The organism is Methylophaga lonarensis MPL, from assembly GCF_000349205.1.
In the GTDB taxonomy this organism is placed as follows: domain Bacteria; phylum Pseudomonadota; class Gammaproteobacteria; order Nitrosococcales; family Methylophagaceae; genus Methylophaga; species Methylophaga lonarensis.
Window position 1 is genome coordinate 24,241 of record NZ_APHR01000015.1, and the last position, 24,625, is coordinate 48,865.

Genomic DNA, 24,625 nt, shown 5'->3' on the forward strand with positions numbered 1-24,625 from the left:
GACCAACACTCAGTTTTGAGCGTCGATATATCGGCTGCTGACCCAGCCAATCACGACCTGCTCATTGGCGATACCACGAACCTGCAGCCAATCCCCCTGACGCGTGATTATCACCACCTGGGTATTGGGAGCAAAGGCGGCAATACGGTTGTACTGAGTGCCCGGACCGGTTCGAACGTTAAGCGTTGTATTCGTTGTGCCTGTTGGGTAGCTTTGCTCGCCGGATTGCTCAGGTGCCGGCACTAATGGTGCAGGGGCTGGAGTGGTCGGCGCCGTGGTAGGGGCGGTCGTGCTGGGTTTGCGACCTGGCGGCTGAATGGTGATGTGAACACGACCGGTACTTGGTTGCTCTGTGTCGCCAATGACCACAGGACGTGCGTTAGCAATGACCAAATCGCGTTCGATATCGTATTCGATATAGTTACCGGTAAACTCGTCATTGTTCTGCCAGACGTGACCCTTGCCGATGAGGTAGATCATCTGTTTGCCAGCGTGATATTCCATTTGCAGGGCTTTGGCCTTGACTGGCGTTTCGCCCTCTTTGTGGACTTGTTCGTAGTAAGCGAGGTCGCCCTCAGCAATGGCTTTTTCAAGGTTTCTTTCTGCATCGTAGAAGAACGTAATGACATCACCTTCAATGCGCAGTGTGCCTTGGGTCAGAATGGCACGTCCTTTGTATTGAGTAACACCTCGCTGGTCATCCATTTGCGCATGGTCGGCTTCGATGTTGATTGGCTGCTCGCGATCACTGGGTAAGGCCCAGCTCATCGCGGGCATCAGCAGCATCAGTGAAATTGCCAGCTTAGTTTTGAGGTGGCGCATCGTATTGTCCTCTTACACGCGAGTGCAGATTGATTGTTCGTTCATTGAGTATGGCATGCAGGCCGACGGAGTCGGTGTAACCGTGCAGAGATTTCATACTGACAGGCTGATCAGTATAAGCAGTGTTTTCAACAGTATCCAGATGTAGAATTTCTGTCAGCAATTGTGTTTCAGGTTGTTGCTCGTTGGTAATCACCACATTACCGGTCAGAATGATAATTTCACCCTCACCGGTGGTGTCTGCGCGGTCTGAGCTGACTATCCAGGTGTCTTTGCCTTCCTGAAGAAAGTCGGTGGTTTGGACCAATATCTCGGTGCTGTCATCGTCTGGGTAGTGGGCCATTTCCTCACCACGAATGACGCGCGATGGTTTACCGTACTCATTCATGACCGTCATGGTGAAATTGCTCATCGTGTAATCCGTTGTTCGATGACCACGACGTTCGATGGGTTCCTGGGCGGGTCGGTCAAGAAATAACCAAGCGGTCACCAATGCAACCACAACCAGCGTCAGTTTGACGAAAAACGGAATGTTAGAAATGGCGTTCAATTTGATCTTGCAGGGTACCCTGTCCTTCCATTATCAATTCGCAGACTTCACGCGCCGCACCTTTACCGCCACCCGAAGGGGTGGTCCAGTGCGCGTGTTTTTTGACCAGTTCGGCCGCATCCTGAACAGCAATTGCCAGACCGACACGTGTCATGATGGATAAATCCACCCAGTCATCGCCGACATAGGCACATTGTTCCGGCTTGAGCTGAAGCTGACTAATCAGCTCCTGAAAGGCGGGGAGTTTGACTCGCTGGCCTTGATAAACATGACTGATGCCAAGGCTCTGCATGCGATGCTCGACCACTTTTGATGTTCTGCCAGTGATGATTGCAATTTCGACACCTGTGTATTGCAGCAGTTTCATGCCATGACCATCACGGGAGTTAAAGGCTTTGTACTCCTCACCGTCATCGCCGATGATAATGCTGCCATCGGTCAATACACCATCGACATCAAAAATCACCAGTTTGATTTGTTTTGCTCTTTCCAGAATATCCTGCATGTTTGTTCCGTGATTCAGACAACACCTGCGCGCAGCAGATCGTGCATGTTGATGGCGCCGACCAGTTGCTGGTGTTCATCAGTAATTAACAAGGCATTGATTTTATGCCGCTGCATCAGCTCCAGTGCTTCCGCCGCCAGCATTTCACTGCGTCCGGTTTTGCATTGAACCGTCATAAATTCATCGAGCTGACCCTGACGGATATCAATGTTTTGTGACAGCAGTCTGCGCAAATCACCATCAGTGAAGATGCCGGCAAGTCGTGATTTTTCATCAATCACAGCCGTCATGCCGAGTCCTTTGTGGCTCATTTCAACCAGTGCTTCACTGAGTGTGGCATTCACGCCGACTTTTGGAATGGCAGTGCCGGTGTGCATGATATCACTGACTCGCAACAGCAGGCGTCGACCAAGATTGCCCCCAGGATGCGATCTGGCAAAATCTTCGGCGGTAAAACCGCGACTTTCCAGCAAGGCAACCGCCAGGGCATCGCCCATCACCAGCGTCACCGTGGTACTTGACGTCGGTGCCAGACCGAGAGGACATGCTTCTTTATCAACGCTGACATCCAGATGAACGGTAGCACATTGAGCCAGGGTTGAAGTCGGTCTACCGGTCATGGCGATTAATGGCACATTGAGTCGTTTAATCAACGGCAGGATCGTCATAATCTCACTGGTTTCACCGGAGTTGGACAACGCTACCACGACATCTTTGTCAGTAATCATGCCCATATCACCATGACTTGCCTCGCCTGGGTGAACAAAAAAAGCAGGACTGCCAGTGCTGGCAAATGTAGCGGCAATCTTGCCACCAATGTGTCCAGATTTGCCCATGCCAATGACAATGATGCGACCCTGACAGCGCAGTAAATGATCACAGGCGCTGACAAAGCGATCATCAATACGTTGTTTTAAGGCGGCTACCGCTGCCAACTCAGTCTCGATGACTGCCAGTCCCAGGGATTTCAGATCAGTGCTGTGTCCAGTCATCACAACTGTTCCATGAATCTCTTGTAAAAACGATGAGCTACTATAACGCAGGATGGTGGCTTTGACATAAGCGGCGGAGACTTTAGTGGCGTTATCAAACAGTTTCTGCTGACAAAAGATAAAAAAAGAGCCGGTTTCCCGGCTCTTTTTTTGTGCTGTGCTGACGATAATCAGTCGATGTCGTCATCAAAAATGTCATAGTCGTCTTGTGGCGGGTTGCCATCATGAACCAGGAACAGACGACGTTGCAGGTAAGCATCGCGAACATAGGTATATTCGTCGGTGGCCGCTTGGCGCATCACGCTTTCTGCTTTTAGCAGGTTGGCACGGGTGTCAATGACACGAGTACCAATAACGGCATAACGTGTTTCGGTGTGGTCAATGTGCATGACAGGATCAGTGTACCAATCAGGAATTCTGCCTAACGCATCACGGCCGGTGCTGGGGCCGAGGAATGGCAAAACGATATATGGGCCGGTATCAAAACCCCAAACACCAAGGGTTTGACCGAAGTCTTCGTTATTTTTGGTGTAGCCCGCGGGTGTGGCAACATCAAAAATACCGGCGACACCGACGGTACTGTTAAGAATAAAACGGCCCGCATCCTGACCCGCTTGGCGGAATTTGCCTTGCAGCAGACTGTTAATGGCAACGGTGATATCGTTCAGGTTGCTGAAAAAGTTGCTGATACCCCAGCTGATAGGCTCAGGAACTACGGTGTCGTAGCCTTTGGCTACTGGTCTGACCACAGCGCGATCAACCACATCATTGAATTTGAACATGGCCCTGTTGTAGCCTTCAAAAGGGTCATTGACGCCGTTTTCGCTGGTGGTGGCGCAACCGCTGACAAGCATGGCGGAAGCAACCAGCCCAACTCTGGCAAGGTTGATCAAGCGTGACATGAGACTGTGTCCTGTTAGTATTATTAGAGAGCAATAATCTCACGCAAACTCAATGATGATCAAGTGTTGTGTGGTAACTATGCCAAACAGGTCTCAATCCGTTGTATATATGCAACAACTTCAGTTGAAAAACTACGGCGTTCCTAGGGCGTTCGGGAGTTCACTGGCGTTGTTGTTGTCGTGCATGTAAGCGGCAAAAACTTCACTGCAATTTTCCCAGCTTTGCTGACTGGCATAGTCAATACAATTCTGTCGGTTGATATCCAGCGCCTGCAATGCTGCGGTGTGCAGATCGTGATTGAGCATACCGGTCACACCGTGCTGCACAATATCCGCAGGCCCGGTGACAGGATAGGCGGCAATCGGCAAGCCGCAGGCCATGGCTTCGAGCAGGACCAGACCAAAAGTATCGGTCTGACTTGGAAATACAAAAACGTCGCAAGCGTTTAACCAACGCGCCAGTTCAGTACCGAACTTGGCGCCGACAAACTGTACGTTGGGATATTTTTTTTGCAGCATGTGCAGATCAGGGCCATCACCAATCACGAGTTTGCTGCCGGGCAATTTCAACTCCAGAAATGCTTCGATATTTTTCTCAACCGCCACTCGTCCCATGTTGACAAAAATTGGTCGAGGCAAGTCCAGGGTGACAGGATTACCTGGCTTGAATATCGCCATATCCACACCGCGACCCCAGACGACAACATCTTTGAAGCCGTGTTGCTCCAGCCGTTGTTGTTGCGATGCGGTGGGTACCAGTGTTCGCACTGCCGGACGATGGAAATGCCTGAACCATGCATAACTTAACCAGAGCGGGATAGGCAGTCTTAATTTCAGATATTCCGGAAATTGCGTGTGATAGGAACTGGTGAACAGACGCTTGTTTTTCAGGCACCAGCGTCTTGCCGCGATGCCCAGCGGACCTTCGGTTGCGATATGAATGGCATCGGGATTGAGTGACGACAGCGTTTTAGACACTTTGCGATAGGGGAATATTGCCAGCGGGATACTCTTATAACCGGGGCATGGCAGGGTACGAAAGCCCTCAGGCGTTAACATCGATACTTGATAGCCCATGCGTTCTAGCTGGGAGCGGGTATGTTTAAGGGTGCGAACAACGCCATTGACCTGGGGCTCCCAGGCATCGGTGACGATCACAAGATTCATCAGGCAGCCTTGGCGATTGCGGGGGTATGTTGCAGGTATTCTGCCCAGTTGATGATTTCCATTCGGCCGTCCTGACGTTCTACCAGGGCGGTACAACTTTCAACCCAATCACCACAGTTGTAGTAGTCGATGTCGTGCAGACGAGTAATTTCGGCGCGGTGAATATGGCCGCAGACAACACCATCAACACCTTGTCTAGCGGCTTCATGAGCAACGGCTTCTTCGAAATTACTGATGTATTGCACAGCGTTTTTGACTTTGTGCTTGAGGAAGGCGGCCAGTGACCAGTAAGAAAATCCCATCTTGCGCCGAACCAGATTGACGGTCCGGTTGGCTCGAAGCAGCAGGTCGTACAATCGTCCACCGATTTTCGCCAGCAAGGGCGAGCACTTCACAACGCTATCAAATTGATCTCCGTGCAGGATCAGCAATTTACGCTGGTCTGCGGTGGTGTGAATGATTTCATTACGGATGCTGACATTGCCGAACACGGCACCATCAAAATCTCTGAGTACTTCATCATGATTGCCCGGAACGTAAACCACTTTGGTATTGTGTTTGGCCTTGCCCAGAATAGTGCGAATCACATTGTTGTGTTCCTGCGGCCAGAACATGCGTTTTTTCATTTCCCAGACGTCAATGATATCGCCGACCAGATACAGATAGTCACATTCAACCTGATGCAGAAAATTCAACAGCATGTCAGCACTGCATCCGCGGAAGCCCAAGTGTATATCCGAGATCCAGACGGTACGAACTTTCAACTTATGTTTGTGACTTATTTGTGTTTGCATCGTGCGCTCTTGTCTTATTATCCTGAGCGCACACTAACCAATTAATATTGCAAGCTGATGAAGCTTTTGTTTCGAGAATGTGACGAGACAGCTTTCAACCGATTTATTATCAGGAATTTTTTATGAATAACCCGCTGTTAGAGCCCTATGTGTTGCCCCCGTTCAGTGAGATTCGTCCTGAACATGTGGAGCCTGCCATCGACAAGGTGATTGCCGATGCTCGCTCAAAGATTGACGCCTTGCTGCAAAGCTTGACTGAGCCTACCTGGGAAACACTGGTGGTGCCGATGGAAGAGCTGGACGTGACCATTGATCGGGTCTGGTCGCCGGTCAGCCATATGAATTCAGTGGTGAATTCCGAAGATCTGCGCAAGGCCTACAATGCCTGTCTGCCCAAACTGAGTGAATTTGCCACCGAGCTGGGACAGAACGAAGCCTTGTATCAGGCCTATAAGAAAATTCAGGATGGCCCGGAATACCAGAAACTGGATACGGCGCAGAAAAAAGTCATCGACAATGCGGTACGTGATTTCCGTTTGTCCGGTGTGGAACTGCCACAGGCTGAACGTGAACAGTTCAAAAAATTGTCGCAGCAGCTGACCGAACGCAGTGCCAAATTTGAGGAAAACCTGCTTGATGCCACCCATGCCTGGAGCAAGCATATTACCGATGAAAATCTGCTGTCCGGCCTGCCCGAATCAACACGGGAGATGGCGGCCATGATGGCGCAGCGACAGAATCTGGAAGGCTGGCTGTTCACGCTGGATTTCCCGTCGTATATGCCGGTGATGTCTTATGCCGACAGTCGTGATCTCCGCGAGGAAATGTACACCGCCTTTGCGACCAAAGCCTCGGATCAAGGGCCCAATGCCGGTCAGTGGGACAATACAGAAGTCATGCAGGATATTCTGAAACTGCGGCACGAATCGGCGCAAATTCTCGGCTTTGCTAACCATGCCGAACGCTCGCTGGCGACTAAAATGGCCAAAGATCCACAACAAGTGCTGGATTTTCTGCAGGATCTGGCGGCACGATCCAAACCGATTGCCGAGCAGGAATATGCGGAGTTATCTGCCTTTGCCAAAGCGGAATCAGGATTAGAAACACTGGAAGCCTGGGATGTGACCTACTGGGCCGAAAAACTGCGCCAGCAGCGCTATGCCATCTCACAGGAAGAGCTGAAGCCCTACTTTCCTGAAGACAAAGTGGTCAACGGTCTGTTTGCGGTGGTTAACCGCCTTTACGGTCTGGAAATTCGTGAAAATAAAAATGTCGATGTCTGGCATCAAGATGTACGATTTTTTGAAATTGTTGGCGAACAGGGTGAAGTCCGCGCCCAGTTTTACCTGGATCTCTACGCTCGCCAGCACAAGCGCGGTGGAGCCTGGATGGATGAATGCATGGTCAGACGCAAAACCCGTGATGGTATTCAGATCCCGGTAGCGTTTCTCACCTGCAACTTCTCCGAGCCGGTCGGCGACAAACCGGCGTTGTTTACCCACGATGAAGTGACCACGCTGTTTCATGAGTTTGGTCATGGCCTGCACCATATGCTCACCAAAATTGACTATGCTGGTGTGTCTGGCATCAATGGTGTGGCTTGGGATGCGGTCGAACTGCCCAGCCAGTTTATGGAAAACTGGTGCTGGGAACGCGAAGCATTGGATCTGATTGCCGGTCATTATCAAACCGGTGAAAAACTGCCGGATGCGCTGTACGAAAAAATGATTGCCGCCCGTAACTTCCAGTCGGCAATGATGATGTTGCGGCAGCTGGAATTTTCGTTATTCGATTTCCGTCTGCATCTGGAGTTTGACCCCGCTCAAAGCAATCAGGTGGAACAGATTCTGGAACAGGTGCGTAGTGAAGTTTCAGTGGTCAAGCCTCCCAAGTTCAACCGCTTTGCCCACAGCTTTGCTCATATTTTTGCCGGTGGCTATGCCGCGGGCTATTACAGCTACAAATGGGCAGAAGTGCTGTCGGCAGACGCCTTTTCCAAATTTGAGGAAAACGGCATCTTTGATCGGCAGACCGGCGTTGAATTTCTGGAAGCGATTCTGGAACAGGGCGGCAGCCGTGAGCCGATGGAATTGTTTATCGAGTTCCGAGGCCGTGAGCCACAGATTGATGCCTTGTTAAGACACTCAGGCATTGCCGCATAAAAAAAGGGGCACAGTGATGTGCCCCTTTTTTTGTTTCCAGTAGTGACTTATTTTTTAGATTTTTTTCCAGACTTTTTCTTGTCTTTGGCTTTTTTAGCTTTTTTGTCAGATTTTTTGTTTTTGCCATCCTTGTCTTTTTTCTTTTGCTTTTTATCCTTGCTGGCGCTGTCTTTTTTGGTTTTTGTCTTGGTTTTGGATTTTTTGGCTTTATCCGTCGACTTGTCTTTGGCTGGTTTTTTCGCGTCAGGAGTTTCAGTGGCCGCCGTCTGCTCTTCCACTGGCGGGAAAGCTGCCATGCCCAGCTGCCGGAATTTGTTCAGCCAGTATTTGACTTGATACAAGGTCAAGTCTGCCGCACTTGCCGCTTCAGCTTGCGTTGCTCCTCCATGCAGGCTAAGCAGTACAGCCGCACGACTGCTGAATTTGCTATTCGTTGCGGCAATTTTTTTGCATTTGGTAACTTGAGCAGGGGTTAGAAGTTTGTCCGACTGTGCCATGCAGAACTCCTTAGCATTTACAGATGTGCAAGTGTTTTAGCCATCAAAACAAACTATGCATAAATTATGACAGTTTGATTACAGTGAAATGACAGCGATGTCGCTGATAAGTTTTGATGGACGCCGCCGAACAACATCATCGTAACTGACTGTCCTTGCTGCCACGTCGATTGAACAGATGTGATGCTTTGTTTTCTCTGTCGATAACTTCCTGACATTTGACGCAAAGCCGAACACCGGGAATCGCCTCACGTCGCGCCTGCGGAATGATTGCATCACATTCTTCACAATGCGTCAGGCTCTCACCTTTAGGTAAACGAGCGCGTGCTTGATTAATCGCATCTTCGACACTGGCATCTATTTGGTCTTGTACTGCCCCGTCTCGGGACCATCCTCCAGCCATGACAACCTCCAACTGACTGACTTCACAGCTTTAATAGAACATATTAGATCCATATTGGGTTGAGTGCATTAAAACGCAAGCTGATGGCTACTCCGTTTACTCCAAGGCTGGCTTTGATTGAGCTTGCGAACCCCAACAATTGGTTGAGAAATCTCAACAAATTTATTGGCCTCATGGTTTGGAACGCTGCCGCTGGGCGTTCATTTCTTTTGTTTGCCCAAAAGAAACGAACCAAAGAAAAGGGCACCCGACATTGCCTTGTTTCCAAAAATTAACTTTGTTTTATGGCGTGGTCGAAAACTCGCTGCGCTCAGACACTCGACCACTTAACCCATAAAACAAAGCCAATTTTTGGCGGCAATAGACGGGGGTTAAATATGGTCGGTAGGTTGGCGCTGAGCTTGCGAAGCCCAACGTTTGACGAGATTATCGCATGCGGAGGAATGACGGTTTTGTGTTGGCCTGCGGCTCCTCGATAAAAAAAGGGGGGGGGCGCGAACCCGCAGGGTGATCATTAGCTGACCTTTTGGATTTGTTTTTTGGTCATACAAAAAATGAACAGCAGGCTTCAGTCCGCAAATAAAGTCACTATGATTTGTTGCCGTTTAATAATGATACCGACAAGAGATAATCGTAATCGCTGAATCCTCAACGGCATAAACCAAGCGGTTGGTGTCATCAATTCGCCGGGACCAGAAGCCGGACAGGTTTTCTTTTAAAGCTTCCGGTTTGCCGATCCCTTCAAATGGATTGCGTTGAACATCGATGATCAATTTGTTGATGCGGCGAAGTGTTTTTTTATCCTGACCTTGCCAATAGAGATAATCTTTCCAAGCCTCGTCAGTCCATGACAATAAGCGTTTAGTCATCCATCAGCTCTCGTGGTTTGGCTTTACCAGCCTTGAATTGTTCAATTGATTTATTCAGATGTTTGACGTTCTCGGGTGAGCGCAGTAAGTGCACGGTTTCCATCAGACCGTTGAAGTAGTCCAATGACATCACCACCGCATCTTCTGCATCCCGGCGGGTGATGATGGTGGTATCGGCATCGTTCACCACACCATCGAGAATGGTTTTTAAGCTGTTTCTAGCTTCTGAAAATGAGACGATTTTCATATCGGCACCTTTGTACAATTAGTTGTACAAGTATAGGTGGATTGGGAGACTTGTACAATAAGTTGTTCAAGTTTTTGGCGGTGGAGCTATTCATTTTGGTAGGTTGCGGTTGAGCCCGCGAAACCCAGTAATTGGGTGTGAGATCTCAACAAATTTATTGGCCTCATGGATTGGAACGCTGCCGCGGGCGTTCATTTCTTTTGCGTGCCCACAAATTTGTCTGGAACAAATTTGGACGCCGGAAGCGCCCGAAGGGTGAGAGGCATGGATGCCTCGAATCAAAAAAACGAACCAAAGAAAAGGGCAGCCCATGCTTGCCCTGCGGGTTCCCTGTGCTTCTCGATATGGTCGGGCATGACGGAAACTCGCTGCACTCAAACAACCGTTATGCTGATCCGACCAGCTCTGCGATGCTCGGCTTCGCATAAGGGCGTTGGGGGGCTTCTTTGCCATAGGTTGGCGCTGAGTTTGTGAAGCCCAACAAATCCCTAACCTGATCGCTACCCGCGAATGTAGTAGTGTTTCAAAATCAGTATAAATTGTCTGTTCTCAAGCACTCTCATCAAAAAATCAGGTCGAAGCTGCTAAGCTAACTACCAATCAAACAATTAATCCCCACATCCATGAAATACACCGACCTAAGAGACTTCATCACCAACCTGGAGAAACAGGGCGAACTCAAGCGCATCACCACCGAGGTGGACCCGCATCTGGAAATGACCGAGATCTGCGACAGGGTGTTACGGGCGGGGGGGCCGGCGATTCTGTTTGAAAATCCCAAAGGCAGCAGTGTGCCTGTCTTGGCCAACCTGTTTGGCACACCTAAACGGGTGGCGATGGGCATGGGTGAGGATTCTGTAGAGGCGCTGCGTGAAGTCGGCAAATTACTGGCATTTCTGAAAGAGCCAGAACCACCCAAAGGCATGAAAGATGCTTGGGACAAATTGCCGATCTTCCGCCAGGTTTTGAATATGGGACCCAAAATGGTCCGCAATGCGCCGTGTCAGCAACAGGTGATTGAAGGTGATGCCATTGATTTGAGTCAGTATCCGATTCAGCATTGCTGGCCGGAAGATGCCGCACCGTTGATTACCTGGGGACTGGTGGTCACCCGTGGTCCGCATAAAACCCGGCAGAATCTTGGCATTTACCGTCAACAGGTGATTGGCAAGAACCGGGTGATCATGCGTTGGTTGTCACATCGTGGCGGCGCGCTCGACTTTAAGGAATGGCAGCAGACTCATCCTGGTGAACCGTTTCCAATTGCGGTGGTGCTGGGTTGCGACCCGGCAACGATTCTGGGTGCGGTGACTCCGGTGCCGGATACCTTATCTGAATATGCATTTGCCGGTTTGTTGCGTGGCAGCAAAACCGAGCTGGTCAAATGTATTGGCAGTGATTTGCAGGTGCCTGCGCACGCTGAAATTGTGTTGGAAGGTTTTATTTACCCGGATGATATGGCACCGGAAGGGCCGTATGGCGATCACACCGGCTATTACAATGAAGTCGACAGTTTCCCGGTGTTTACCATTGAGCGCATCACTCAGCGCAAAAATCCGATTTATCACAGCACTTACACCGGCCGACCACCGGATGAACCTGCGATTTTAGGCGTGGCCTTGAACGAAGTGTTTGTGCCAATTTTGCAAAAGCAATTTCCGGAAATTGTCGATTTTTATCTGCCGCCCGAAGGCTGTTCCTACCGGATGGCTGTGGTCAGCATGAAAAAACAATATGCCGGCCATGCCAAGCGGGTGATGATGGGTGTCTGGTCATTTCTACGGCAGTTTATGTACACAAAATTCGTGATTGTCGTCGATGATGATGTCAATGTGCGCGATTGGCAGGATGTGATCTGGGCCATTACCACGCGTATGGATCCGGCCCGGGATACCGTGCTGGTGGAAAATACGCCGATTGATTATCTGGATTTTGCTTCGCCGGTGTCGGGGCTGGGCTCGAAAATGGGCATGGATGCCACCAACAAACTACCGGGTGAAACCGATCGTGAATGGGGCCGGCCAATTGAAAAAGATCCGGCGGTGGTAGCGCGTATCGATGCTATGTGGTCTGAGCTGGGACTGGCTCCTGAATCCGACTAGCTGCTGAAATAACCTAGCACCAGATAGACGATGTTCAAAACAGCCAGGGCAATGATCAGGAAAAAGGTGATTTGCATGCCCAGCACACGCTTTCTGACATCGTTATTTTTCAATGCGCTGGCATGTAACAAGCGACCCGTCAGTAAGCTAACGCCGGCCAGGTGAATCAGCCAGGGGGAGGCATGCATCAGCTCAAGCAGCAAAATCAGCAGCAGGCTGATGGGAATGTATTCGACGGCGTTGGCTTGAGTGCGAATGGCGGCTTGTAGTTCGTTAATGCCGCCATCTCCTAAACTGACCTGATGTTTTCGGCGTAAAGCGATCACTGCCAAAGACAATTTGACCAGCAGTAATGCGCACAGACTTGCATATAAAGCAGTGAGCATCATTGACTCCTACTATTTAGTGACCATCGGTATTGCTCTCTACCCAGCGTTCGCCATCAGGTCGCGTTTCTTTTTTCCAGAAAGGAGCTCGCTGCTTCAGTTCTTCAATCAACCAGGCGCAAGCTTCCAGTGCAGCGCGGCGATGTGCTGACCAGCAGCCGATCAGAACGATTGGATCATTTGGTGCAATAGCGCCAACCCGATGCACAATCAGACAGTCAAGCAGCGGCCACTGCTGGCGTGCCTGCTGTTCCAGTTTGTCCAGATAATGAGCGGTCATTTGCGGGTAATGTTCCAGTTGCATTCCCGAAACACTGGCATTGTCGTTAAAATCACGCATGCTGCCGACAAAACAGGCGCAAGCGCCAAAGCTGCCTGCCTGCAGCGTTTGTTGATGTTCGTTCAACAGTTGATAGGGCTCAAAATGGCAATCAATGATCTGACTGCTCATTTCAGCCTCCCGTCACCGGTGGAAAGAATGCGACTTCATCGCCAGCCGTGATCTTGGCATCAAAATCAGCGTATTCAAGGTTGATGGCGACTAATACCTTTTCAGGTTTCGGCATGCCGCCTGTGGCCTGATACCAGGCATCGGCTGCGGTTTGGGCATGTTCCAGCGTGGTCTCGGCTATGCCGGTTTTTTCACGCAGACTGGCAAAAAATTTGACTTCAATAGACATCGACAGCATCGTTTTTGAAATGAAACACAAGGATACCATTAGCCATGGCGGAATTAACCCATTTTAACCCGGCCGGTGAAGCACACATGGTCGATGTTGGTGACAAGCAGGTGACACAGCGACTGGCGGTGGCCGAAGGTTTTATCCATATGTTGCCTGAGACACTCAGATTAATAGAGCAGGGCGGGCATAAAAAGGGGGATGTGCTTGGTATCGCTCGCATCGCCGGAATTATGGCGGCCAAAAAGACCGCTGACTTGATTCCGCTATGTCACCCACTGGCACTGACTAAAGTCAGCATAGCGTTTCAAACTGATCCTGCTGACAATCATGTGTATTGTCAGGCAACCGTTGCAACCAGTGGTCAGACAGGTGTTGAAATGGAGGCACTCACTGCTGTCCAGGTGGCGCTGTTAACAATCTACGATATGTGCAAAGCTGTTGATCGCGGTATGACCATGACCAATATTCGGCTATTGGAAAAAGCAGGCGGTAAATCGGGTCATTGGCAGCGCTAAAAAAGTTAAGTTTCAATTAACAAAGCGGCGAATAAAATATAGGAAAAATTCCTATATTCGGCGTACGATCGCAACGCGATCACCGCCACAGAAACCTTGCCAAGGAACGCCGCCATGCGCCAATCAAAGTTTATTCCTATTCTGCTTGCCACCAGTTTGTTGGCACTAACTCCTGTCACGCAGGCTTCGGAGCTCGAATTGCTGATCAATATGCTGCACGAAAACGGCATGGTCAGCGATGAACAATACGGTCGTTTGATTGCTGAATTGAATCAGAACAAGCAAGCGACTGAAACAGAAAAACAGCAAGAACTTGAAGCCAGGCAAGTGATGGAGGCCAGGCTGGACGAGGCTACCAAACCACCTGAAGTCGAAGTGACCACCCGTGGCGGTATCCGAGTGCGTACTACCGATGGTGAATTTGAAACCCGCTTGCGTGGTCGTTTGATGGTGGATGCCGCAGCGCATAATGGCAATCCAGATCTGGGCGATGGCACCGAAATTCGCCGTGCGCGGCTGGCCTGGACCGGGCGGATCTTTCACGACTGGAGCTTCCAGCTTGATTATGATTTTGCCGATGGCGGCAAACTGCGTGACTCGTTTGTTTCCTATGAAGGTTTTGAGGATATCCGGTTACGCACCGGCTTGATGGAAATCCCGTTCCAACTGCAATACCGCACCAGCTCCAGCAACTCGCAATTGATCGAACGCAGCTTGCTGGGTGCGTTTGGTGGTGACCGTTACATCGGTGTGATGGGCGATATCAAGAAACAGCATTGGAGTTTTGCTGCTGGTGCGTTTGGTGATACCGCGACCCGGAAAAACCCGATCAACGATGAAGGCTGGGGACTTGGCAGTCGCCTGACGGTTGCGCCTATTAACAGTGATGGACGACTGTTGCATTTTGGCACAGCGGTGATGTATCGCAATGTCGATAAAGATGCCAGTGGCCAGCAGCGAGTGGTCCGTTTTAGCGAACAACCTGAAGCTCGAGTGGCGGGACGTCCCATTGTGGATACCGGCGATATCTCGAACAGTCGCAGCTTTACTCGTTATGGCGCGGAAACCGCGGTGATTCGTGGTCCATTCTCGGCGCAGGCCGAGTATGTCTATACCGCCGTCAGTCGCAGCAGCGCCAGTAATCTTGGCTTTGATGGCTGGCACCTTCAAGCCGGCTATTTCCTGACCAACGATGCGCGCGTCTACGAGCGTGGTGAGTTTGGCGCTGTCACGCCCAAACACCAAGTGGGGCAGGGCGGTATCGGTGCCTGGGAGTTGACCCTGCGTTACAGTAGTCTGGATCTCAGTGATCGCGACATCATTGGTGGTGAAATGGATCTGTTCAATGTGGGTGTGAACTGGTTTCCGGTGCCAATGTTGCGCTTTTCGGCCAACTACATTGACGTGATAAAAGTCAAAGACGGCCCGAATGACGGCCAGAAACCTCGGGTATTTCTGGTGCGCAGTCAGTGGGCCTTCTAGTCAAAACCATGGCTTTGCAGTAAGGATTGTCCCGGGGCCTTGAGCAGAAATTCCAGAAAGTTGTGTGTGTCCTGGCTGGCCTGATCTCTGACAATTGCAGCGTATTCAGCAGCGACTTCCAAGCTGGCCGGTAATTTGATGATCTGCAGTTGACGATACTGCTGCCGAGCCAGTTGTGCGTTGGTGCAGTAGCTGAGAAATATATCGGCTTGCCGCTGTTGCATCAGCCAGGCATAGGGATTGTGGCCGGCAGGTGCAGCGGGGCTGTCTGGTCCGCCGGTCAGCAACAGTGCTTTGTCTTTAAGCTGTTGCTCACTGCCGGCTAGCAGCTGTTCTGCTCTGGCAAACATCTGCAGTGCATAATCACCGCTGGGGTCACTGACCGGCGTGGAGATACCGAGGCGAATCTGCGGCTCCAGCAGTACGGTCAGTAAGGAATCACTATCAACATCAATGCCCGGTTGTGCGATGGCGCACAGTGAATTACGGGCAAATGGATGGACTTTATCACCCCAACCCTGAGCCTTGAGCGCTGCGGGATGCTGCAGATTGGCAGACAGAAAAATATCGGCATCGGCACCCGCTTCCAGTTGCTGTCTCAACAGTCCGCTCGGGCCATAGTGTCGTTTGATCTGAATCGGATGCTGTTGTTGATAAGCCTCGGCAATTTCATCAATCACAGTCGTCAGGCTACCCGCTGCAAACAAGCTAATCACGTTATCCTCGGCAAAAATAGCTGGTGACACAGCAATCATAGCCAACAGCAGTTGCAGTAAACATCGTCGGCCTTTGAACATGATGCGTATTGCCTAGAGGGATTGCAGAAATGCCAGCAGCGCTTCTCGCTCTGCCGTGCTCATCTCGATAACGGCGTCACGACTTGCCTGGGCAGCGCCGCCATGCCAGAGAATAGCCTCAAGCACCGTGCGCGCCCGACCATCATGCAGATAACCGACCCGGTCTGCGACCTGTTCGGCAAGTCCCAGCCCCCATAAGGGGGCGGTGCGCCACTCACTTCCAGAGGCATCCGCTTCGGGTCGATGATCCGCCAGATCCGGCCCCATATCATGCAGCAGTAAATCACTGTACAAATCGACTTGTCGGTTTGCCAGTAATGCCGGGACAGCGTCCTTTGCCGTAGTCATGGCGGGTCGATGACAATGGATACAGGCGGCGGCTGCAAATTGCTGTCGGCCGAACCTAATCTGCTCGGTTTCTACTGCTGGCTCAGGTATAGCCAGTAAACTCAGATATAGATTGACCGCCGCCAATTGTTGTTCAGTCAGTTCCGGATCTCCGCCACTGGGTGCTGCCAGACACGCAGTTTGGCCAGCGGTGCAGTTTTCTCTGGGAAACGCAGCGGAGGTAATGCCCAGATCTTCATGAAAAGCCTGGGCGATTTGTCGCTCCAGTGTTGCAATACCGGCTTTGACACCAAACCGGCCAATACGTGGTGGTTGATCTGCAGCGGCTTGCAGCCAATGCGGACGTCCGACAATACCCTCAGGCAGGCTGGACTGATAATCGACCCACTGCAGAATGGTGTCATCACTGATAGCGTCAATTAATCCCATGCCAATCAGCGGAGGTCCGATGCGGCCCGACACTAATACATCACCAAATTCACCATAGCCGGGATGGCTTAGTGAAATCGTCGGGCGACGCAGCTCGATTTCGACACCATCAGCCAGCGTCACACTGACAGACTCATAATGCACCCGCGCCTGACCTTCTGCCGGCACGCCCGGAATGGCCCGTTCCTGTAACTGTTCGCCATAAACCGGATGTGGCCAGACATTGCCCTCGTCGTCAGTGACACTCAGCCGAACCAGCATTGAACGCATGGGCTCGCCGGGTGAATCCGGTGCACGACCGCGTCCGTTGCCGGGATGACATTCCAGACAGGACAAGCTGTTGAACAAAGGCCCTAAGCCATCAATATCAGGTGTTGTCGAGGGGGCTATCACCCACATCTGATTGAACAGGCTACGGCCATCGTTGAACTGGCTTATCAACGCATCGGGCATCGCCGGCATGGGCAGGGCCAATGCGCGGCGTGAACGTTCATCGCTACTGATATCTGTATCAGCGAATCCGCCTGCTGGAATCAGCGCCAGCAACAATATAAACAGACGAATCATCGGGATTGAATATGGTCCAGCAGTTGCTGATAGTGAGCCTGAAAACGCTGCTGCCAATGCTGCTGAAATGCCTGACATTGCTGTTCAGCCTCATTATTGTCGTGGCGTTGCTGACAGGCTTGGAGGTTTGCATCGTTGTTATCTGGCTCGTTGACCGGCCAATTCAGCAGTTGCTGACGCAGTGGTGGGTGTTGTGATGCTGGCAAGGCATGGATGGCTTGCCAGACAGTTGTCAGCAACTGGTGGTTGTCGGTAATGGCCGCATCAAACAGCGCTGAGTTGAACTCACGACGATGTAAACCTTGATCGATGTTGTAAGCGGTCTGTAACTCCAGAGCAAAAGGATTGGCCAGAGACCGTCCTGCGTAGACCTGCGGGTTCACCGGTTTTTTTCGAATATCCGGGTGCAACAACAGCGTCTGCCCGGGGTGTGAAATGACAAACTGCACAAACAATTCGGCAGCCTCAACATTGCCGGCACGTTTCAGGATGCCTATCGGTGCTGGGTTAAATGCAGTTTGCTTGGGATAAACAAACTGGCCATTGCCACCCGATGCGATGGTTGACTCAGCAAAGAAATCCAGTGTCAGGCCAATACTGGCGCGTTGTTGTAAAACCTGGTCAGTGACAAAGTCTGAACCACGTCCTATCAATCGGCTATTGGCGGCGATGGCCAGCCACTGCGACCAGCCTGCTTGCCAGCCCTCGGCTTGCAGTAATTGATCAATCAGCATCGGGGCGTAGCCAACCTGAGAGGGCACTGGCATGGCGATGTGTTGATACCAGGCAAAGTCAGTGAGTTCCTGCCAGCGTTCAGGGGCTTTCAGATTCAATCTTTCAAGATCATCTGGCACGAAAAACAGACCATAACCGGCCATTTCCGATGCGATAAAGGCATTGTCGCTGTCGTGTAACGGGAAGTCGCCCAGTGAGGCGGGCAACACATCATGATGCAGACTTAACGGCTGTAAAAAGTCCTGTTGTTTGAGTTGTTGAAAGGCACGCCAGGAGGGCAGCCAGACAACATCTGTGCCAGCGCCATTGTTTTCATCCAGCCATTGCAGGGCATCTTGCGGCCGTCGCCACAGCAGATCGATACGAATATCGGGATGTTCAGCCTCAAAAGCTTCAATGAAGTGACTTAACATGGTTTGCGGATAGCTGCTCAGCAGCGTCAGACTGCTGGCGCCTGCCGTGAGCGGCAGGCAACACAATAACAGTGATAACAAATAGCGGCGCATGATCAGAACCGGTAACTCAGGTTGGCGTAGTAAGTACGGCCCGGCTCCGGCCAGCCTTCGGTGTAGGCATAGTTGCGATCCAGAAAGTTTTCGACGCCAAAGCGGGCGGTAAAGCCCTGACCAAACTGATAACTGCCACGGAAATTGGCGACGGTAAAGGAACTGGCGACACGCTCACGATCGGTAGAGCTGAAGCGCTTGCTTTCATACTGGGCGCTGGCCGAGAGTGATAATGCCGGTGTCGCCTGCCAGGTGGCATAAGCAAACAGGGTATGTTCCGGTGCGTCGGTCAGTTGCAGATCCGAACTGCGATTTTTACGGTCCAGGTAACTGTATTGGGTACCCAGCAACCAGTTTTCACCTAGCCAGAATTCACCGCCAAGCTCAACACCGCGCGAACGCACTTTGTCGACATTCTGGTTTTGCGAGCGAGCAGGGCCCACAGGTTCGATATCGACCCGTTGAATCAGATCGCGAATATTACTGTGGAAAATGGCCGCTTCAAGCCTTGCCACAGTGCCAATGCGATGTACCCAGCCTATTTCGGCGGTGGTGGCTTTTTCCGGTTTAAGATCCGGGGCAGGCAACGCACGACCATTGCTGGTGGAATAGCGGTCACTCATGGTCGGCACCCGGGTTTTGCGTGACAGGGTGATGCGGCCTTCATTGGCATTATCCGGTGCAAATAAATAGCCAATCTGAGGATTCCAGCCATCGGTACTGTTGTTATCAAACTCGCCACTTTTAACGCTGTCACGGCGGTCATAGCTGACACCGGCAACAATAAACTGCCGCTCCGTCAGGGTGATAGTGTCTTCGATGGCAAACGAATAGGTTTTGTCCTGATATTTGTCTCTGTCTGGATCGCCAATCACATAATCGACATGCTCATCAAATTTATAATGGGCAGCGACTTTGACCAGATGATTGGCGATGTGCCGACCGTATTCCAGACTGCCGCCATAGCTGTAATCATCGTAAATACTCTCCCGTGATAAATCGGTGTATTCGCGGTCGTTGTACCAGTCAAACTGATTATCGAACTGATCGTAGTAAAGACGGGTTTTCAGATAACTGACGTCATCGAGTGCCGTGTTGCTGAGAAAATAAATACTTTCTCTGTCCCAGAACGGCCAGCGGCGATAGCGTGGCGTTTCGTCTGCGGTGCCTGCATAGGTGGGCACATTCTTTTTACCGTCCTGTTTGACGTAGCTGATGGCGTATTCATCGGTTTCATTGGGTGTCCAGCCCAGTTTCAGGCTGATTTTTTTATCACGGTATTCGGCGTTTTTGCGAAGGCCTCGGCCCTGTTCGTCATTGGGACTGAACATGTTGGACAGCGAGAAGGCGTTTTGATCCACATAGCTGACACCGGTTTGCACATACCACTGTCCCTGATTACTGCCAAAATTACCCCAGACACGCGAACCATCACTGCCTCGGGTATCGCCAACCTGATAGCCTGCACCTACCTCGCCTTCAAATTTTTCACTGGGCCGACGCGAAATCAGGTTGATGGCTCCCCCCAGGGTGTTGGGGCCATAGAGTACCGAGCTAAAGCCTTTGGAAACATTCACCTCGGCAATATCAAAGGTGGTAAAACGCCCGAGATCCACCGTGCCATCGTAGGAAATATAGACCGGCATGCCATCCACCAAGACCGGCACCTGACGCATGTTAAAACCCCGAATATAAGCAACCTGTTCATTACGCATGCCGATATTGCCAACCGCTACACCGGGCACTCGGTCCAATGCTTCGGTGAGGGTTTCACGGTTTTCATCGCGCATCAGGTCGGCATCAATGCGAGTGGTGCCCAGTGCGGGCAATTCCTGCGCTGCAGTGACTTCAATTCGACCCAGTTCAAAGCTGCCAGTGGCTTGTGCCACTGGTGTGGATGCCAGAGCAGCTACCAATATAGATAGCGGTTTTATCGATGGAGACATGGGATATTTCCTCAAAAAAATAGTTCAATGTATTTGTAAAAATATAACGGGTGCCGAAAAAAAACCGCTGCGCCAGAAAAATTGAACTATTCGGTGGGCACCGGTTTGGCAAAAAACAGTGGCTGACCATCGATGGTAAAGTTGTCAATCAGCTCGCGGCCGGCGTCACTGGTGATGAAATCCATGTAGAGACCGGCACTTGCTCGATCAACATGTGGGTGACGCACCGGATTGACGGCCATGATGTGATAGGGATTGCTGAGCTCGGCACCGCCTTCGAACAGCAGTTGCAAGGACATATTGTTGCTGAAGGCAATCTGGGTGCCACGGTCGGTCAGTACATAGCCCTGCATTTCATCGCCGATTTTCAGCACCGCGCCCATGCCCTGGCCGGCCTGCACATACCAGCGACCTGCGGGGTCAACTCCCGCTTTGTGCCATAACTGCATTTCTTTTTTATGGGTGCCGGAATCATCACCTCGCGAGATAAATCGCTCGCCACTGGCTGCGATTTTCTGCATGGCCTCGATGATTGAACTGGCGGTGCGCACTTGGCCGGATCATTGGCCGGGCCAACCAGCACAAAGTCGTTAAACATCACGTAGCGACGGTCTACAAAATCACCGGATTCGATAAAGCTGAGTTCTGCTTCCGGAGCATGTACCAGCGCCAGATCCACATCGCCATTGGCGCCCAGCTTCAGAGCCTGACCGGTGCCGACTGCAATGACCGCCACTCTGATGCTGGTCTGTTCAGTAAAAGCGTTGTTGATGACTGACAGCAAGCCGCTATTGTCAGTACTGGTGGTCGTTGACAGTTTCAGGAAGGATTGACCGTGTGCTACCGGCGCAAGTATGCAGAACAGTAACAGCGCTTTTTTCATGACTATTTTGTCTCGGCTAAATTATCGATGTATTCCATCATGTATAACGATGATTGTAAACACGAAACCGGCGAACATCGAACAGGGTGTTAACGAAGCTGCGCGCCAAGCATGGCCAGATCATCAGCCACTGCAGCATTGGCTTTTTGTTGTATCGCCTGATACTGCTGCAGAATCTGTTTGCCAAACTCAGTGACCTGAGCGCCGCCACCATGACTGCCGCCGGTGACCGTGCTGACCAGAGGCTGTTGAAAGCTTTCATTCATTACGTTGACCAGATCCCAGGCGCGTTTGTAGGACATGTTCATGGAACGGGCCGCCGCTGAAATCGAACCCTGCTCAATGATGGCTTGCAGTAAATCTGCTTTGCCAGGACCGATAGCAACCAGATCGTCTCTATGTAGCCTGATTTTCAGACTGGCTTTGACAGCCTCATTGCTGACCATCATTGTGCAAGCTCCTGTCGAAGCAATGCCAGATCCGTCTGCAACCGTTGCACAAAAAACGCCAGCGTCAGTGAATGATTGGAGAGCAGCCCAAAACCGTGACGATTGAGAATAATTGGGCTGCATAGCGAGCGCAGGCTCACTTCAAGTTCCATCACCATTTGGGATAACAACTCGTTTGCATTGCTGGACAATACTTCGGCAAAGTCTACCTGAACGGCTTCAAGGAGATGTTTGAGCGCCCACAGCTGCCCTCGGGTTTCAAAGAACACATTGTCTATCTGATAGCGAGGCGTGTGCTCCTGGTTGATAGCTTTTTGTAATGGACGATGGCTGGCGCTGAGTTTTTCCAGGCGGTCTTGCAGTCTTTCTGCGACAGTATTCAGCCAGCTATCCAGCGCTTGAGTCGTAATCGTGAAACTGGCGACATCTTCGTCCTGTGTGCCCAGTCGGGATTGGTAGGAGGCAAGTGATCTAATGGCGCGGCGGTATTCCCGCTCACTTGACGGAAACATCCAGGAATTTGAGTCAAACGCAAAACGTTCAGCAGCTTGTTTGAGATCCGGATCATCTTCAAATTGCGGCAGTGAGCGGCTGAAATCTTGTTGCATGGCCGATGTAAAATCTCTGATTTGTGTCAGTACACCGAACTCCCATGAGGGCATATTGTCCATCCACACGGAAGGTGGCAGTACGTCATTACGCAGATAGCCGCCGGATTTGTTCAGTAAAGTCTCACCGAGTTGTTTGAGGGTTACGGTTGAGACATAACCTGGCACCATTTCATGTTGATAAGTGTCAGCCTGTGTCTGGGCAATCATGGCAGGGTCGAACAGTGAAGGTATACGACTCCACCACCACATGAACAACAAAATCAGCAATAAAAACGTCAGCCCTGCGGCTGCCAGAGGCTTTGCCAGCGATTTTGGATCGGCAGGCAGGCGAATTTTGTTGAACAGTTGTTGAGCGCGGAACTTGAATGTTTGCAGGCTTTGTGAGATTTGCATGGCTGGCTCATCAGAGATTCAGAAGGCTTATGACAGCTTATTCTCTCAATCCTCTGATGACAACCATCGTCAGTTCAAGACGAAATCTGACTTGACTTGCTGCTGATAGGCTCAGAATAATGGATGGTTTGCGACTTAACATTACGTAATTACTATAAATATAAAAACGGAGGTCGTTTTTTCAATGACGCTCAGAATCGAGATTGAAGACCTTGCCAAACACTTTGGTGAGATAAAAGCTGTAGATGGTGTGACTTTCTCAGTCAGTAAGGGAGAAGTCCTGGGGTTTTTGGGGCCCAATGGTGCTGGCAAGTCCACTACCATGAAGATGATTACCGGGTTTTTGACGCCGACCCGAGGTACGGTCAGGGTATGTGGTTACGATGTACTGACTGACCCGATATCCGTCAAGGCCAGCATTGGTTATCTGCCTGAAGGCGCACCCGCCTATGCGGACATGACGCCGGAGGGTTTTCTTAAATTCATTGCCGATGTTCGTGGATTGCGTGGCGCTGAGAAAAAACGTGCTGTTGCCTCTGCCGCTGAAAAGGCGCGAATCACACACGTCATGTTTCAACCCATCGAAACCTTGTCAAAAGGTTACAAACGTCGGGTAGGTCTGGCACAGGCGATTTTGCATAATCCGCCGGTATTGATCATGGACGAGCCAACCGATGGTCTTGACCCGAATCAAAAATACGAAGTGCGTACGCTGATCAACGAAATGGCCGAAGACAAAGCCATTATCATTTCCACCCACATTCTCGAAGAAGTGCACGCGATGTGTAATCGCAACGTACTGATTGCCAACGGCAAGATTGAATTTGATGGTACGCCGCATGAGCTTGAGGCATTGTCGCGTTATCACAATGCGGTCTGTGTCTCGGTAGGTGGTGTGGAAACAGACGCCTTGTCACGTTTTGTAGAGTCGCTTGATGATGTGGCTGGCACTGAACCGCTTAACTTCAATAATGGCATTCGCATCTTCCCGAAAGGTGGCAAGCAAATCACCCTGGAATTATCAGAGAGAATTCGCAGCAATGGCTGGCAAATTGAGTCTCTCTATGTCGAAAACGGAAGACTTGATGAAGTATTCCGCACCCTGACTACTCGTCCTGGAGATGCTGCCTGATGAATATGCACAATATCTGGTTCATTATGAAGCGTGAGTTCAATGGCTATTTCGCCACACCGGTAGCTTACGTTTTTATCGTTATATTTCTACTGCTGGCAGGTTTTTCCACATTCTTTGTCGGCAACTTCTTTGATCGCGGCGAAGCCGATTTATATCCTTTCTTTTCCATGCATCCCTGGCTGTACATCTTACTGATTCCGGCCATCTCGATGCGTTTATGGGCAGAGGAACGTAAAAGCGGCTCTATTGAACTGCTGATGACATTGCCGGTGTCGGTGTTCGAAGCGGTTATTGGTAAGTTTCTTGCCGCCTGGGCGTTCACGGGTCTGGCATTACTCCTTAATTTCCCGTTATGGATCACTGTTAATTACCTGGGCTCACCAGATAACGGCGTTATCTTTGCCAGCTTCCTTGGCAGCTTGCTGATGGCGGGTGGCTTCCTGGCAATTGGTGCCTGCATCTCTGCAACGACCAAGAATCAGGTAATTGCCTTTGTTGTCAGTGTGGTGGTCAGTCTGATTTTTGTACTGGCAGGCTACGGCATTGTTCTGGATTTCTTTAGCAGTTGGGCACCAAGGGTATTGGTGGACGTGATCAGTTCGTTCAGCTTCCTGACGCATTACGATGCTATTTCCAAAGGCGTCATTGATATGCGTGACATGCTCTACTTTGCTTCACTGATCGCCATCTGGCTGTTTGCCAATGCGCTGATCGTGAATGCCCGCAAAGCTGATTAGGGGAACAAAGC

The 24,625-nt window shown here is 50.8% G+C and carries 27 protein-coding genes and 1 pseudogene; 6 read left to right on the top strand and 22 right to left on the bottom strand.

Translation table 11 applies throughout. From position 1 onward, the window contains the following. Positions 1–9 precede the first annotated feature (9 nt). From lptA to MPL1_RS03245, 7 genes are all read right to left on the bottom strand, one after another. Positions 10–822: a lipopolysaccharide transport periplasmic protein LptA gene (gene lptA / locus MPL1_RS03215; RefSeq protein ID WP_009725694.1), complete on the bottom strand. Its 813-nt coding sequence runs from the start codon at positions 820–822 to the stop codon at positions 10–12. Further along, positions 803–1,372 carry an LPS export ABC transporter periplasmic protein LptC gene (lptC, locus tag MPL1_RS03220; RefSeq protein WP_009725695.1) on the bottom strand — a complete coding sequence of 190 codons (570 nt, stop codon included), beginning with the start codon at positions 1,370–1,372 and terminating at the stop codon, positions 803–805. Before lptC ends, lptA begins: the two co-directional genes overlap by 20 nt. Then, entirely contained in the window at positions 1,356–1,877 is a 522-nt protein-coding gene (gene kdsC / locus MPL1_RS03225; protein ID WP_009725696.1) for a 3-deoxy-manno-octulosonate-8-phosphatase KdsC, read from the bottom strand. Before kdsC ends, lptC begins: the two co-directional genes overlap by 17 nt. 14 nt (positions 1,878–1,891) lie before the next feature. Further along, a complete protein-coding gene (locus tag MPL1_RS03230) occupies positions 1,892–2,869 on the bottom strand; it encodes a KpsF/GutQ family sugar-phosphate isomerase (protein WP_009725697.1) in 978 nt (325 codons plus the stop codon). Positions 2,870–3,039: 170 nt separating this feature from the next. After that, the gene (locus MPL1_RS03235; RefSeq protein ID WP_009725698.1) at positions 3,040–3,771 is read right to left on the bottom strand and encodes an MlaA family lipoprotein; all 732 of its coding nucleotides are present in this window, start codon (positions 3,769–3,771) and stop codon (positions 3,040–3,042) included. 132 nt (positions 3,772–3,903) lie between these two features. Further along, positions 3,904–4,938, bottom strand: coding sequence for a glycosyltransferase family 4 protein (locus MPL1_RS03240; protein ID WP_009725699.1), 1,035 nt, complete (start codon positions 4,936–4,938; stop codon positions 3,904–3,906). Beyond that, entirely contained in the window at positions 4,938–5,732 is a 795-nt protein-coding gene (locus tag MPL1_RS03245; RefSeq protein ID WP_009725700.1) for a UDP-2,3-diacylglucosamine diphosphatase, read from the bottom strand. Before MPL1_RS03245 ends, MPL1_RS03240 begins: the two co-directional genes overlap by 1 nt. A 122-nt stretch (positions 5,733–5,854) precedes the next feature. Between MPL1_RS03245 and prlC the strand changes: the two genes are divergently transcribed. Beyond that, positions 5,855–7,894: an oligopeptidase A gene (gene prlC, locus MPL1_RS03250; RefSeq protein ID WP_009725701.1), complete on the top strand. Its 2,040-nt coding sequence runs from the start codon at positions 5,855–5,857 to the stop codon at positions 7,892–7,894. A gap of 47 nt (positions 7,895–7,941) precedes the next feature. Here prlC and MPL1_RS03255 read toward each other — a convergent pair whose 3' ends face one another. The 4 genes from MPL1_RS03255 to MPL1_RS03275 all read right to left on the bottom strand — a co-directional run bounded on the left by MPL1_RS03255 (position 7,942) and on the right by MPL1_RS03275 (position 9,910). Next, complete coding sequence (locus MPL1_RS03255) at positions 7,942–8,391, bottom strand: hypothetical protein (protein WP_009725702.1); 450 nt, start codon at positions 8,389–8,391, stop codon at positions 7,942–7,944. A gap of 136 nt (positions 8,392–8,527) precedes the next feature. Then, positions 8,528–8,794 carry a DksA/TraR family C4-type zinc finger protein gene (locus tag MPL1_RS03260; RefSeq protein WP_009725703.1) on the bottom strand — a complete coding sequence of 89 codons (267 nt, stop codon included), beginning with the start codon at positions 8,792–8,794 and terminating at the stop codon, positions 8,528–8,530. A gap of 605 nt (positions 8,795–9,399) precedes the next feature. Beyond that, positions 9,400–9,663 carry a Txe/YoeB family addiction module toxin gene (locus MPL1_RS03270; protein WP_009725704.1) on the bottom strand — a complete coding sequence of 88 codons (264 nt, stop codon included), beginning with the start codon at positions 9,661–9,663 and terminating at the stop codon, positions 9,400–9,402. Next, positions 9,656–9,910 (bottom strand): type II toxin-antitoxin system Phd/YefM family antitoxin, encoded by a 255-nt coding sequence (locus MPL1_RS03275; RefSeq protein ID WP_009725705.1) that lies wholly within the window; start codon positions 9,908–9,910, stop codon positions 9,656–9,658. Before MPL1_RS03275 ends, MPL1_RS03270 begins: the two co-directional genes overlap by 8 nt. Positions 9,911–10,533: 623 nt before the next feature. On the opposite strand from MPL1_RS03275, the gene ubiD reads away from it, so the two are divergent. Further along, complete coding sequence (gene ubiD, locus MPL1_RS03280) at positions 10,534–12,012, top strand: 4-hydroxy-3-polyprenylbenzoate decarboxylase (RefSeq protein WP_009725706.1); 1,479 nt, start codon at positions 10,534–10,536, stop codon at positions 12,010–12,012. Here the strand turns inward: ubiD and MPL1_RS03285 are convergent. From MPL1_RS03285 to moaD, 3 genes are read right to left on the bottom strand one after another with little or no spacing between them, the layout of a single operon-like run. Then, entirely contained in the window at positions 12,009–12,398 is a 390-nt protein-coding gene (locus MPL1_RS03285; protein ID WP_009725707.1) for an MAPEG family protein, read from the bottom strand. The two genes, ubiD and MPL1_RS03285, sit on opposite strands and share 4 nt — an antisense overlap. 16 nt (positions 12,399–12,414) lie before the next feature. Further along, positions 12,415–12,849, bottom strand: coding sequence for a molybdenum cofactor biosynthesis protein MoaE (locus MPL1_RS03290; RefSeq protein ID WP_009725708.1), 435 nt, complete (start codon positions 12,847–12,849; stop codon positions 12,415–12,417). Between the two features lies 1 nt (position 12,850). Then, a complete protein-coding gene (moaD, locus tag MPL1_RS03295) occupies positions 12,851–13,078 on the bottom strand; it encodes a molybdopterin converting factor subunit 1 (RefSeq protein ID WP_009725709.1) in 228 nt (75 codons plus the stop codon). A 44-nt stretch (positions 13,079–13,122) separates the two neighbouring features. Here moaD and moaC point away from each other — a divergent pair, with 44 nt between their 5' ends. Both moaC and MPL1_RS03305 read left to right on the top strand, forming a co-directional pair. After that, positions 13,123–13,596 (top strand): cyclic pyranopterin monophosphate synthase MoaC, encoded by a 474-nt coding sequence (moaC, locus tag MPL1_RS03300; protein ID WP_009725710.1) that lies wholly within the window; start codon positions 13,123–13,125, stop codon positions 13,594–13,596. A gap of 114 nt (positions 13,597–13,710) precedes the next feature. Further along, positions 13,711–15,078: an OprO/OprP family phosphate-selective porin gene (locus tag MPL1_RS03305; protein WP_009725711.1), complete on the top strand. Its 1,368-nt coding sequence runs from the start codon at positions 13,711–13,713 to the stop codon at positions 15,076–15,078. On the opposite strand, the gene MPL1_RS03310 is transcribed toward MPL1_RS03305, so the two are convergent. The 8 genes and pseudogenes from MPL1_RS03310 to MPL1_RS03340 form a co-directional block, all read right to left on the bottom strand. Further along, positions 15,075–15,875 carry a molybdate ABC transporter substrate-binding protein gene (locus MPL1_RS03310; protein WP_009725712.1) on the bottom strand — a complete coding sequence of 267 codons (801 nt, stop codon included), beginning with the start codon at positions 15,873–15,875 and terminating at the stop codon, positions 15,075–15,077. The genes MPL1_RS03305 and MPL1_RS03310 overlap by 4 nt on opposite strands. Before the next feature lie 12 nt (positions 15,876–15,887). After that, positions 15,888–17,297, bottom strand: coding sequence for a di-heme oxidoreductase family protein (locus MPL1_RS03315; protein ID WP_083859201.1), 1,410 nt, complete (start codon positions 17,295–17,297; stop codon positions 15,888–15,890). Beyond that, complete coding sequence (locus tag MPL1_RS03320) at positions 17,216–18,460, bottom strand: ABC transporter substrate-binding protein (protein WP_009725714.1); 1,245 nt, start codon at positions 18,458–18,460, stop codon at positions 17,216–17,218. The genes MPL1_RS03315 and MPL1_RS03320 overlap by 82 nt, the downstream gene beginning before the upstream one ends. 2 nt (positions 18,461–18,462) lie before the next feature. Continuing rightward, positions 18,463–20,406: a TonB-dependent receptor plug domain-containing protein gene (locus tag MPL1_RS03325; RefSeq protein ID WP_009725715.1), complete on the bottom strand. Its 1,944-nt coding sequence runs from the start codon at positions 20,404–20,406 to the stop codon at positions 18,463–18,465. Positions 20,407–20,492: 86 nt separating this feature from the next. Beyond that, positions 20,493–20,927 carry a substrate-binding domain-containing protein gene (locus MPL1_RS14250; RefSeq protein ID WP_327036632.1) on the bottom strand — a complete coding sequence of 145 codons (435 nt, stop codon included), beginning with the start codon at positions 20,925–20,927 and terminating at the stop codon, positions 20,493–20,495. A gap of 89 nt (positions 20,928–21,016) precedes the next feature. Further along, positions 21,017–21,289 (bottom strand): annotated as a pseudogene (locus MPL1_RS14360) (substrate-binding domain-containing protein); the annotation flags it as partial. 89 nt (positions 21,290–21,378) lie between these two features. After that, positions 21,379–21,738 (bottom strand): winged helix-turn-helix domain-containing protein, encoded by a 360-nt coding sequence (locus tag MPL1_RS03335; RefSeq protein WP_009725716.1) that lies wholly within the window; start codon positions 21,736–21,738, stop codon positions 21,379–21,381. After that, positions 21,735–22,742, bottom strand: a complete 1,008-nt coding sequence (locus MPL1_RS03340; RefSeq protein WP_009725717.1) for a DUF2333 family protein — start codon at positions 22,740–22,742, stop codon at positions 21,735–21,737. The genes MPL1_RS03335 and MPL1_RS03340 overlap by 4 nt, the downstream gene beginning before the upstream one ends. A 184-nt stretch (positions 22,743–22,926) precedes the next feature. Between MPL1_RS03340 and MPL1_RS03345 the strand changes: the two genes are divergently transcribed. Both MPL1_RS03345 and MPL1_RS03350 read left to right on the top strand, forming a co-directional pair. After that, positions 22,927–23,874, top strand: coding sequence for an ABC transporter ATP-binding protein (locus MPL1_RS03345; RefSeq protein WP_009725718.1), 948 nt, complete (start codon positions 22,927–22,929; stop codon positions 23,872–23,874). Beyond that, the gene (locus tag MPL1_RS03350; protein ID WP_040576838.1) at positions 23,874–24,614 is read left to right on the top strand and encodes an ABC transporter permease; all 741 of its coding nucleotides are present in this window, start codon (positions 23,874–23,876) and stop codon (positions 24,612–24,614) included. Before MPL1_RS03345 ends, MPL1_RS03350 begins: the two co-directional genes overlap by 1 nt. Positions 24,615–24,625: the final 11 nt, after the last annotated feature.